Consider the following 12,311-nt stretch of genomic DNA (forward strand, 5'->3'; position numbering starts at 1 on the left):
CGGATTACTCCTTTAATTATTGCTTCATGCGAAGCTACAATGTTATGCGGTATTAATCTTCCTTTCGGAAGGCTATCCCCCACTTTGAGGCAGGTTACCCACGTGTTACTCACCCGTCCGCCGCTAGAAACCCGAAGGTTTCTCGCTCGACTTGCATGTGTTAAGCACGCCGCCAGCGTTCGTCCTGAGCCAGGATCAAACTCTCAATTAAAAGTTTGATTAAGCTCATTTCGCTTAATTTATTATCTAATGTTATTTCTAACATCAAAAGAATTTGCTGGTTTACTTAATTCTTATACTCTGTTTAATTTTCAAAGATCACTGCGTCATCATCTGACGACTTTTATATTATAACACCTTGATTTTAATTTGTCAACATTTTTTTATTAACATTTAAATCAAAATTTGCTTGCTAAGTCATAATAACTAAGCAACGAGTTATATTCTATCAAAATTTATTATTTTTGTTTTTTTATCCATCTTATTTATAACAAGTTAAATTGAACATTCTACATTTTTCATCAATTTTCTTAAATTATCTTACACTGATACACGTGGATAATTGTACGTTTTTATATTAATTTTTTAATGTTTATTTTAATAAAAAAATGGCAATACAGTTTTAGTATTGCCATTTTAATTTATTGATTTTCTGTGTTATCTTCTTGTTCTATATTATCTTCTTCTAAATTTAAATTATCTTCTTCACTGTCTATCTTAGCTAAGGCAACAACCTGTTCATCTTGTGACTTTCTCATAAGTGTCACTCCCATAGCGTTTCTGCTGGTAGTTGAAATGTCAGATACATTTATTCTTATAACAATATCATTACTGTTTATAAGCATCATTTCATCTGAATCCTTTACCATTCTTGCACCTACAAGTTCTCCAGTCTTTTCAGAAACTTTATAAGTTATAACACCTTTTCCGCCTCTTTTTTGAAGTGTATATTCAGATATACGAGTTCTCTTTCCAAATCCATTAGCACTTACTACAAGAACTTCTTGAGTTGGATCTATTACTTCTAAGCTAACTACGATATCATCATCTCTTAATCTTATACCTCTTACACCTGCTGCATTTCTTCCTAGTGGCCTTGAGTCTTTTTCGTTAAATCTTATAGCATATCCTTGCTTTGTAACCATTAATATTTCACTATCACCAGTTGTAAATCTTACACCAATAAGCTCATCATCTTCTCTAAGGTTCATAGCATTCAATCCATTTTTTCTTATTGCTGCATATTGATCTAGCGAAGTCTTTTTAATTATACCTTTTTTCGTACCCATGATTAAATATCTGTCAGGATCAAATTCTTTTAATGTAATTACGGCTTGAATTTTTTCATCTTGATTTAATTGAAGAAGATTTATAACATTTGTTCCCTTTGCAGTTCTACCTGCTTCTGGAATTTCATATGCTTTTAATCTATAAGCTCTACCTTTGTTGCTAAAGAATAAAATATGTTTGTGTGTTGATGTTATAAATATATGCTCCACAAAGTCATCTTCCTTAGTTGCCATTGCCTGAATACCTCTTCCACCTCTTTTTTGTGCAGTATAAGTGTCTGCTGGTATTCTCTTTATGTATCCCGCATGTGTTAGCGTTATTACAACATCTTCATCTTCTATAAGATCTTCTATATCTATTTCATTCTCAACACTTTCTATTTGAGTTCTTCTCTCGTCGCCATATTTTACTTTTATGTCATTAAGTTCATCTTTTATAATGTTTAACACCATTTGTCTATCAGCCAACACGCTTATTAAATACTCTATGTTTTTCATAAGTTCTAATAATTCTTCTTCAATCTTCTCTCTTTCTAAACCAGTAAGTCTTCTTAATTTCATTTCTACAATAGCTTCTGATTGCTTTTCTGAAAGATTAAATTTATCCATTAATCCTTGCTCAGCTTCACTTACGTTTTTAGATGATCTTATTATATTAATTACCTCATCAATGTGATCAAGTGCAATTTTTAAACCTTCTAATATGTGAGCTCTAGCTTTTGCTTTATCTAATTCAAATTGAGTCCTTCTTCTTATAACATCCTCTTGGAACGCTATATAATGTTCTAGCATTTGTTTTAAATTAAGATATTGTGGTTTTCCATCAACTAGTGCAAGCATTATAATTCCGAAACTGTCTTGAAGTTTTGTATGCTTATATAGCTGATTTAATAGAACCTGAGGATTTGCATCTCTCTTAAGTTCAATTACTACTCTCATACCATCCCTATCAGATTCATCTCTAAGATCTGATATTCCAGTTATTCTTTTGTCTTTAACAAGTTCAGCTATATTCTCTACTAGTCTTGCCTTGTTTACCTGATAAGGAAGCTCATGTACTACAATTTTATGTCTTCCATCAACTTCTTCAATTTCACATTTTGATCTTATAACAACCTTGCCTCTGCCAGTTTCATAAGCAGCCCTTATTCCTGCTTTACCTATGATACTAGCTGCAGTTGGAAAATCTGGTCCTTTTATCTTTGTCATAAGTTCAAGTATACTAGTTTCACTATTATCAATAAGCATAAATATACCATCAATAACCTCATTTAGATTATGAGGTGGTATGTTAGTTGCCATACCAACAGCTATACCAGCTGAACCATTAACAAGTAAATTAGGAAATCTTGATGGTATTACAGATGGTTCTTCTTCTTCACCGTCAAAATTAGGAATAAAATCAACTGTATTTTTATTTATATCTCTTATCATCTCAACAGCTATTTTATTCATTTTTGCTTCTGTATATCTCATTGCAGCAGCTGAATCTCCATCAACTGAACCAAAATTTCCATGTCCATCTACAAGTGGATATCTTAAATTAAAACTCTGTGCCATTCTAACCAACGCATCATATACAGAGGTATCACCATGTGGATGATACTTACCAAGAACATCTCCGACGATTCTAGCACATTTTCTATATCCTTTTTCAGGAGTAAGTCCTAATTCATGCATAGAATATATTATTCTTCTATGTACTGGTTTAAGTCCATCTCTTACGTCTGGAAGTGCACGATCTACGATAACGCTCATGGCGTAATCTATATAGCATTTTTTCATTTCATTACTTATGTCTACTTGTAAAACCTTACCTTCATTTTTATTCATATGACACACCTCTTTTACTGTGCTTATTAATATTAAATATCTAAGTTAATAACGTTTTTAGCATTTTGCTGAATAAATTCTCTACGAGGCTCTACCTTATCACCCATAAGAATAGTAAACACTTCATCAGCTTCTCTAGCATCCTCAACTGTTGCCTTTAAAAGTATTCTTCTCTCTGGATCCATAGTTGTTTCCCATAATTGCTCAGCATTCATTTCACCAAGACCTTTATACCTTTGTATATTTGTATTGTTATCTTTTCCACCAAGTTCAACTATAGCTTTGTCTAATTCATCATCTGTATAACAATATATTTCTTTTTTACCCTTTGCTACTTTGTATAATGGTGGCTGAGCTATATAAACATGTCCTCTCTCAACAAGATCCCTCATATATCTATAGAAAAATGTTAAAAGAAGTGTTCTAATATGTGCACCATCTACATCAGCATCTGTCATTATTATAATTCTATGATATCTTATCTTCTCCAAATTGAAATCTGCACTTATTCCAGCTCCAAAAGCAGTTATCATAGCTTTAATCATATCTGAATTTAAAATTTTATCTATTCTTTGTTTTTCAACATTCATTATCTTTCCTCTTAGAGGAAGTATTGCTTGAAATTTTCTATCTCTTCCTTGCTTTGCAGAACCACCAGCTGAATCACCCTCAACAATGTAAATTTCACATTCTGATGGATCCTTTGATGAGCAATCTGCAAGCTTTCCAGGAAGTGTAGTGCTTTCAAGTACAGATTTTCTTCTAGTAAGCTCTCTTGCTTTTTTAGCTGCATCTCTTGCCCTTGCAGCCACTAATGACTTATCTATTATTAGTTTTCCTATTGCAGGGTTTTCTTCAAGAAAAGTACTAACCTTTTGTCCAACGATATTATCTACTATTCCTCTTACTTCACTATTTCCAAGTTTTGTTTTTGTCTGTCCTTCAAATTGAGGGTCTGTAAGTTTAATCGATACAACTGCTGTTAAACCTTCTCTTATATCTTCGCCCGATAAATTTTTGTCATTTTCCTTAATAAATCCAAACTTTCTAGCATAATCATTTAATACCCTAGTTAATGCTGTTTTAAAACCAGCAAGGTGTGTTCCACCTTCCACAGTATCTATATTATTAGCAAATGAAAATAAATTTTCTACATAACCATCATTGTATTGAAGTGCAATTTCAACTGTGTAATCATCTTTAATTCCCTCAGCGTAAATTGGTTCTTTAAACAATGGTTCTTTATTTCTATTTAGGTAAGATACAAAAGATTTTATTCCACCTTCATAGTGAAATTCTTCATGTTTGTCATGTCTCTCATCAGAAAAACTAATTTTTATTCCTTTATTTAAAAATGCTAATTCTCTAAGCCTTTGAACTAAAGTATCGTGTTCAAATTCTAAACTTTCAAAAATCTCACTATCTGGTTTAAAATTTGTTTGAGTACCATGTTCATCTGTATCTCCTATCTTTTCAAAAGGACTTGCAACTTTACCTCTTTCATAAGATTGTCTCCATATATGTCCTTCATTTTTAACTATGACTTCACAGTTTTCAGATAGTGCATTAACAACTGATGCTCCAACTCCATGAAGTCCTCCTGATACCTTATATCCTCCGCCACCAAACTTTCCTCCAGCGTGAAGTATTGTCATTATAACTTGAACCGTAGGTATACCCATTTTATGGTGAATTCCTACAGGCATACCTCTTCCATCATCTGAGATTGAGACTGAATTATCCTTATGGATAACAATGTCTATATTTTTACAAAAACCACCTAATGCTTCATCAATACTATTATCTACTATTTCATACACAAGGTGATGAAGTCCCCTAAGTGACGTACTTCCTATATACATTCCTGGTCTTTTTCTTACAGCTTCAAGTCCTTCAAGTACTTGTATCTGACTCTCATCATAAACTCCATTATTTTCTGACATGGAAATCCTCCTATTCTAAAAAACTATCTAAGGTTCTATATTAAACATCTCACTTCTTTTACTCAAAGTTGAAGATGATATAGGTGATAAATAAACTTTACTCATTTTATTAACTTCTGCAATTATAAATGATTTTGGTTTGTCTTCTGTAATTCTCTCAACAAATCCATCTTCTTCTGCCATTCTTAAAAATTGACTAGTATCAGAACTATACATAGTGGTTTCTATATCAAATATCCCAATAATATCTTTTATTGGAACAACAACATTTTCACCTAAATGTAAAAACATAGCACTCCTCCTTATTTTAATTTACCTCATAATATTTTTCCGTCCTTAACATTAAATATTTTAAAACTGTTGTCTATGTATTTTTCTATATCGCTAATTCCCGTACATGTAATAATTGTTTGTATTCCATTTATTGAATTTAAAATATATCTTTGCCTTGAAGTATCAAGTTCTGATAATACATCATCTAGTAGCAATACCGGATTTTCACCTGTATGATCTTTTAAAATATTTATTGTAGCAAACTTTATTGTAAGAATAGCAGTTCTTTGTTGACCTTGCGAACCATAACTTTTTGTATCAGTATTATTTATACTTATACCAAAATCATCCTTATGTGGTCCAAAAGATGTGATGCCCCTATCAATATCTCTTTTTCTACTTTTTACATAATTTTTTAACAAATCACTTTCTATATTTTCAGATTCTTTAACACCTGTAATATACTTGAATTCTATATTTTCTTTATTGTTTGTTATGTCCTTATGTATAACACTTCCAAATTTATTTAGTTTTTCTAAATAATCCAATCTGTATTTTATTACTTGACTCCCATATTTCGAGAGCTGAATGTCATACACATCTAAAATATCATAGTTAGTGTAGCTTCTGTTTCTTAGTACAGCATTGCGTTCATTTAGCACTTTGTTGTACTGCACTAGATTATAATAATATTTATAATTTAATTTAGAAAGTTCTATATCAAGAAATTTTCTTCTTACACTTGGTGAATCCTTTATAATTTTTAAATCTTCTGGTGAAAAAATAACCGCATTAAAAACACCAAAAAGTTCAGATATTTTTTTTAATTTTATTGAGTTTATATTTATTCCTTTTTTTCCCTCTTTAAAAATTTTTATCTGTATTTTTTTATCAATTCTATCCTTACAGACATAAAGACTTATATATGCGTCACTTTTATTCCACAAAATAAGTTCTTTATCCCTGTTTGTTCTGTGTGATTTTCCTATACTACAGTAATAGATACTCTCAAGTATATTTGTCTTTCCCTGAGCATTATCACCAGTAAAAATATTCACACCTTTATTCATTTCAATGTTGAGTTTTTCATAATTTCTAAAATTATTTAATTCCAATGACTTTATATGCATAATTAAACACCTTATATATTATAACATAAGTATTTAAACTTATGGAGAAACTATTTATTTAAACTATTTTATAACTTTCACCATCAAATTCTACTATGTCACCCTTTACTAACTTTTTTCCTCTTTGAGTTTCAACATTGCCATTTAGTTTAATATCGCCATTTTTTATATAAAATTTAGCTTCCGATCCCTGGGTGGCAACACCTGACCACTTTAAAAAAGCATCAAGCTTTATTATATCAGTTTCTACTTTTATTTCTTTCATATCTATCCCCCCTTAGCTATTAATTATATCCAATTTTGTTATTTTAAATCTTATTTTTATTTTTGTTTAATTATTTAATAGTCTTACAGGCAGAACTAAATAAGTGCAATTGTCATCTTGTTTATTTTTTACAACACAAGGACTTACACTGCTAGAAAATTCCATATATATTTCTTCTTCATCCATTATTTTAAGTAGGTCAATCATATATTTTGCATTAAATGCAATTTGCAGAGGCTCACCTTGCAAAATTATATTTAATTCTTCTCTTACGTTTCCCAATTGAGAATTAGAAGTTAACACCATAAATTCATCGTTAATATCAAACTTGATCAAATTGGTATTTCCTTCCTTAGCAACAAGTGATGCTCTCTCAATACAATTCAAAATTTTATTTCTTTCTACTGTTATTTTTAAACTGTATTCTTCAGGAATTATTGAAGTATACTTTATAAATTCACCTTCTAGAAGTCTGGATATAATTTTAGTATCACCTAAATTTATTAAAATGTGATTAGAAGTAAATGTAATATTTACAACTCCTTCATCTTCTAAAATTTTAACAACCTCATTTAAAGTTTTACCTGGAATAACAGCTTTTATGGAGCCATCGCTATCTATAGCTTCACTTTTTAATGCCAATCTATAACCATCTAGTGCCACCAGGTTTATTCTTCCATCTTTTATTTCAACTAAAACACCTGTTAATATAGGTCTCGATTCTTCTTGTGCAATGGCAAATATAGTTCCTCTTATCATGTTTTTAAGTAATTTTTGTTCTATAGAAAATATATTCTTTTCATCGATACTTGGTAGAACCGGAAAATCATCTGCACTCATATGTATTAAATTAAATTTAGTTTTTTCACATATTATTTCTATAGAATTGTCTGTAGCTGAACTTATTTCTATACTGCTGTTAGGTAATTTTCTTACTATATCCCCAAAAAGTCTTGCATCTACAACAACCTTACCATTTTCTATAATGTTTGCATCTATCTTCGTTTCAATACTTAAATCTATATCAGAACCTGTTATAGTAATTTTTCCTTCTGATGCATCTATTAGTAAACCTTGCAATATAGGCATAGCTGATTTACCAGTTACTGCTTTTTGAGTTACTGAGATTGCTTCTTGTAATTTGTTTTTTTCACATATAAATTTCATTGTAAAATCCTCCTTTTTATCAACACGAATAGTAATTATATAGGTAGATTAGATAATATAATTATGTATAGTAATAGTAGTAGGGGCTGTTGATATGTGTATAACATTCATAACGCCGTATTTCAAACAATTTAGACGAAAAATAATTGTGGATAAGTAAATAACAAAAATTTAACTTTATCCACATTGTTAAGATTAATTTAATTTGCTTTTTTTATCCACAGGTAATTTTCTAGTTATTATAAACAGCTGTTATTATTTTTGATTTATTTTTTTAGTTATATCGCTTATAGCATTTTTTAGCGAATCGTCTTTTTTTAAGCCCTCAGATATTTTTTCATAGGCATGTATTACAGTGGTATGATCTCTACCTCCAAATTCCTCACCTATTTTTGGTAAAGACATATCTGTTAATTTTCGAGACAGATACATTGCAATTTGTCTTGGATAAGCTATGTTTCTGGTACGTCTAGCAGACTTAAAGTCTTCTATTCTTAAATTGTAGTAGTTTGAAACAATATCTTGGATTAGTCCTATAGTAACTTGTTTTGATTGCTTATTTGAGATTATGTCCTTTAAAGCTTCGGAAGCAAGATCTACACTTATTTCTCTATTGGTCAAGGAAGAAAAGGCTACAATTCGTATTAATGCACCTTCTAATTCTCTTATGTTAGATTTAATTTTAGTTGCTATGTAAACCATAACTTCATTAGGAATTTTTAAATTATCTACATCGGCCTTCTTTTTTAATATAGCTATTCGCGTTTCAAAATCAGGTGGTTGAATATCTGCAATAAGCCCCCATTCAAATCTAGACCTAAGTCTGTCTTCAAGTGTAGGTATTTCCTTTGGTGGTCGATCACTTGAAAGAATTATTTGCTTATTACTTTCATGAAGTGTATTAAATGTATGGAAAAATTCTTCTTGAGTACGTTCTTTACCTCCAATAAATTGAACATCATCTATAAGCAGTACATCAACATTTCTATATTTAGTCCTAAATTCCTCGTTTTTATCATCTTTTATAGAATTTATTAATTCGTTGGTGAATTTTTCCGATGAAACATAAACAACCTTTGCACGTGGGTTGTTTTGAAGTATATAGTGTCCAATGGCGTGCATTAAGTGAGTTTTTCCAAGTCCTACTCCTCCATATATAAATAGAGGATTATAGGCTTTAGCAGGAGCTTCTGCAACGGCCAAGCATGCAGCGTGAGCAAAACGATTACTATTGCCTATAACAAAAGAATCAAATTTGTATTTTGGGTTCAAAATTGAATGCATATCATCTTCAAAGTTTGCTGAATTATCTTGAGCATCATTTGATTCATTTGTTTCCGAAACTTCCTCTGAAATTATATTAAAAAATAGAGAATATTTCTTTGTAGTAATTAATTTTACGGCATTAGAAAGTAAATCCTTATATCTACTTTCTAATATTTCCTTAGTAAATTGATTAGGGACACCAAGTCTTATGCAATTGTTATCCATAGATAAAGGAGATATGCTTTTTATCCAAGTGTTAAAGCTAACTTCTGTAAGTTCCCCTTTTATTATGTTTAGAGTTTTTTCCCAGATAGTATCTAATTGGGTGCCCATATCTTATCCTCCAGTAAAAATTTTTTTTTTCTTTAAAGTAAACAGGTTATTAACAATAATATAAACATATTTATGTATACATCTTAGGTTGTTGACAAACTAAGTAAAAAATATTCACATGTTTATAATATTGTTAATTAATGAAATAGCATTAAAATTATCAACAGTTTAAAAAAATATATATTAACATATCTAAATTACACTAAATGGCCATTTTTTAATATAAAAATAAGAAATTATGTATAATATAATAATTTATCAAACAAGTTATGCACAAATTTGTCCACAACTTGTGCATAACTTTTATTCTTAAAAATAATTAACAACCCTTTTCTAATAATATCAAAAGACAAACAGCTATTCAAGAAGTTATCCACAAAAAATATGTTTTAGCTTTAAAAATATCAACAAAAGTCTTTATATTGACATTAATATAAGGTGAATATATAATATAAAAGTAAAACTGAAAATTTGTTAGTAAGGAATTGCTATATAAAAAATTGAACTGCACAAAGGAGGTGCATATGTTATGTTTATGACTTATCAACCTAAAAAGAAACAAAGAAAAAGAGAGCATGGATTTAGAAAAAGAATGAACACTCCTCAAGGAAGAAATGTTCTTAGAAGAAGAAGACAAAAAGGAAGAAAAAGATTGACAGCATAAGGGCCGCTTTTGTGGCCTTTTTCTGCAATTGCAGGAAAAAGGAGCAGTAGATTTTATTATGAAAGAATTCAAGGTAAGAAAGAATTCTGAGTTCAGAAATGTCTATAGAAATGGTAAATCTTTCGCCAATAAGCTTCTTGTTTTATATGTTTTTAAAAATTACAAAAATAAAAGTATTAACAGACTTGGAATATCTGTAAGCAAGAAAGTAGGAAAAAGTGTAATTAGAAGTAGGGTTAAGAGAGTAATAAGTGAAAGCTATAGATTGAACAAAGAATCGTTAAAAAGTGGTTATGATTTTGTGTTTATTGCTCGATATGCATGTAATGATAAAGGATATAAAGAAGTTGAAACTTCTATGAAAAATCTGTTCAAGAAGGCAGGTTTATATGAAAATAAAGACAATATTAATAAAATTGATAAAATTTTATAGAAACTACATATCGCCGCTAAAAAGACCAAGTTGCAGATTTTATCCTACTTGCTCTATGTATGCTATTGAAGCAATTGAAAAATATGGAGCATTGAAGGGTCTTTTTATGTCAGTTAAAAGAATATTAAGGTGCAATCCTTTTAGCAAAGGTGGATATGATCCGGTTAAATAAAATATAGGAGGATATGATTTTGTTTAAAATCCCTTTCTTAAATAATATATTTGTTGATTTTTTTCAGGCTATAAATAATACTATATTAAATATTTTTCCTGATAAAAATATTTCTTATGGCTTATCTATAATAATTCTTACAATAATAATAAGGATGGTGTTATTTCCATTTAACTATAAACAACTGAAATCATCATTTCTTATGACAAAAGTTTCTCCAGAAGTAAAGAAACTACAGGCAAAGTATAAAAGTGATCCACAAAAACTAAATACAGAAACTATGAAGTTGTATAAGGAGATGGGTGTTAATCCTTTAGGAGGATGTTTACCTCTTATATTACAGTATCCTATTCTTATAGCCTTATATTGGGTTTTTTCAACCTTAAAGATAAATGGAATTGGATTTTTATGGATTCATGATTTGTCAAAGACAGCTAGTTTTTCAGATTGGACATCGTTAATTCTTCCTATATTTTCAGGTGCAACAACATATATTTCTGGAATGTTAATGACTATGAATAATCCTGATAAAGACCAAGCAAAACAATCACGTACTATGAATTTGGTTATGTCAGCTGTGTTTTTATATATGAGTTTGAAATTTAATGCGGCATTAGTTCTTTATTGGACTGCTGGTAACCTAATACAAATGACGCAAACTAGAATTGTTATGTTTATGTTGAGTAAAAAAACTGAGGCAGAAGAGGATGATAAAAAAGCCATAGCACAAGCTAATTCTTCTGACGACAAAGATGATAAAAATACTAAAAAACCAAAACAACAAAAAAAACAAAAAGATATCTAATGATAACTAAAATTAGCCTGCCAAGGGGGTGTCTTAGGACATGAAATGTTTAGAATATGTGGGCAAAACTGTTGGTGTAGCAAAAGAAAATGCTCTTAGTGAACTTGGTGTCACAGAAGATAGGGTTGAGATTGAAGTTATTGATGAGGGTAATAAAGGTCTTTTGAGTATTATAGGAAGAAGACCTGCAAAAATAAAAGTGACATTAAAAAAAGATTATGCTACAGAGGCAAAGTCTTTTTTAAGAAATATACTCGATAATATGGGAATAGATGCAGAAATTAATATTACTGAAAATAAAAATATAATAAAAATTGTTTTAAATGGTTCTAATATGGGTATCTTAATTGGATATAGGGGTGAGACTTTAGACTCACTTCAATATCTTGTTAGTTTAGTTGTAAATAAAGAGCAAAGCGGAGAATACAAAAGAATCGTTTTGGATGCTGAAAATTATAGGGATAAAAGAGAAGAAACTTTAAAACGATTAGCAATGAGAATAGCTCATAAAGTTCATAAAACAGGTAAAATTATGAGACTTGAACCTATGAATCCTTATGAAAGAAGGATAATTCATTCAGCACTTCAAGAAGACAAATATATTAAAACTTATAGTGAGGGCGATGAACCTCATAGATATGTAGTAATCGATTTAAAGAAAGCCTGATGGCTTTCTTTTTACTTAGTAGGCTATAAGAGCAAAGAAAGGGGGCCAAAAGTTATTTCGAAATGTACATA

At 30.0% G+C, this 12,311-nt stretch carries 12 protein-coding genes and 1 rRNA gene; 5 read left to right on the top strand and 8 right to left on the bottom strand.

Annotated elements, in window-relative coordinates:
• From B8978_RS17050 to dnaA, 8 genes are all read right to left on the bottom strand, one after another.
• Positions 1-211 (bottom strand): 16S ribosomal RNA (locus B8978_RS17050); the annotation flags it as partial.
• Between the two features lie 430 nt (positions 212-641).
• A complete protein-coding gene (gene gyrA, locus B8978_RS17055) occupies positions 642-3,122 on the bottom strand; it encodes a DNA gyrase subunit A (RefSeq protein ID WP_084117498.1) in 2,481 nt (826 codons plus the stop codon).
• Between the two features lie 32 nt (positions 3,123-3,154).
• Entirely contained in the window at positions 3,155-5,065 is a 1,911-nt protein-coding gene (gyrB, locus tag B8978_RS17060; protein WP_084117499.1) for a DNA topoisomerase (ATP-hydrolyzing) subunit B, read from the bottom strand.
• 27 nt (positions 5,066-5,092) lie between these two features.
• Complete coding sequence (gene remB / locus B8978_RS17065; RefSeq protein WP_084117500.1) at positions 5,093-5,356, bottom strand: extracellular matrix regulator RemB; 264 nt, start codon at positions 5,354-5,356, stop codon at positions 5,093-5,095.
• A gap of 26 nt (positions 5,357-5,382) precedes the next feature.
• On the bottom strand, positions 5,383-6,468 hold the full coding sequence (gene recF / locus B8978_RS17070) for a DNA replication/repair protein RecF (protein WP_084117501.1): 1,086 nt from the start codon (positions 6,466-6,468) through the stop codon (positions 5,383-5,385).
• A 58-nt stretch (positions 6,469-6,526) separates the two neighbouring features.
• Entirely contained in the window at positions 6,527-6,733 is a 207-nt protein-coding gene (locus tag B8978_RS17075) for an RNA-binding S4 domain-containing protein (RefSeq protein WP_084117502.1), read from the bottom strand.
• A 66-nt stretch (positions 6,734-6,799) separates the two neighbouring features.
• On the bottom strand, positions 6,800-7,900 hold the full coding sequence (gene dnaN, locus B8978_RS17080) for a DNA polymerase III subunit beta (RefSeq protein ID WP_084117503.1): 1,101 nt from the start codon (positions 7,898-7,900) through the stop codon (positions 6,800-6,802).
• Between the two features lie 255 nt (positions 7,901-8,155).
• The gene (gene dnaA / locus B8978_RS17085) at positions 8,156-9,499 is read right to left on the bottom strand and encodes a chromosomal replication initiator protein DnaA (RefSeq protein ID WP_084117504.1); all 1,344 of its coding nucleotides are present in this window, start codon (positions 9,497-9,499) and stop codon (positions 8,156-8,158) included.
• Positions 9,500-10,028: 529 nt separating this feature from the next.
• On the opposite strand from dnaA, the gene rpmH reads away from it, so the two are divergent.
• Genes rpmH through jag form a run of 5 tightly spaced genes read left to right on the top strand, consistent with a single transcriptional unit; the run spans position 10,029 to position 12,240 of the window.
• Complete coding sequence (rpmH, locus tag B8978_RS17090) at positions 10,029-10,163, top strand: 50S ribosomal protein L34 (protein WP_084117505.1); 135 nt, start codon at positions 10,029-10,031, stop codon at positions 10,161-10,163.
• Positions 10,164-10,221: 58 nt separating this feature from the next.
• On the top strand, positions 10,222-10,596 hold the full coding sequence (gene rnpA, locus B8978_RS17095) for a ribonuclease P protein component (protein WP_084117506.1): 375 nt from the start codon (positions 10,222-10,224) through the stop codon (positions 10,594-10,596).
• Complete coding sequence (gene yidD, locus B8978_RS17100; protein WP_423236727.1) at positions 10,553-10,768, top strand: membrane protein insertion efficiency factor YidD; 216 nt, start codon at positions 10,553-10,555, stop codon at positions 10,766-10,768. The genes rnpA and yidD overlap by 44 nt, the downstream gene beginning before the upstream one ends.
• A gap of 19 nt (positions 10,769-10,787) precedes the next feature.
• Positions 10,788-11,573, top strand: coding sequence for a membrane protein insertase YidC (gene yidC, locus B8978_RS17105; RefSeq protein WP_084117507.1), 786 nt, complete (start codon positions 10,788-10,790; stop codon positions 11,571-11,573).
• Between the two features lie 40 nt (positions 11,574-11,613).
• Positions 11,614-12,240 (top strand): RNA-binding cell elongation regulator Jag/EloR, encoded by a 627-nt coding sequence (gene jag, locus B8978_RS17110; protein ID WP_084117508.1) that lies wholly within the window; start codon positions 11,614-11,616, stop codon positions 12,238-12,240.
• Positions 12,241-12,311 lie beyond the last annotated feature (71 nt).

This window comes from Clostridium acidisoli DSM 12555, assembly GCF_900176305.1.
GTDB lineage: Bacteria > Bacillota > Clostridia > Clostridiales > Clostridiaceae > Clostridium_I > Clostridium_I acidisoli.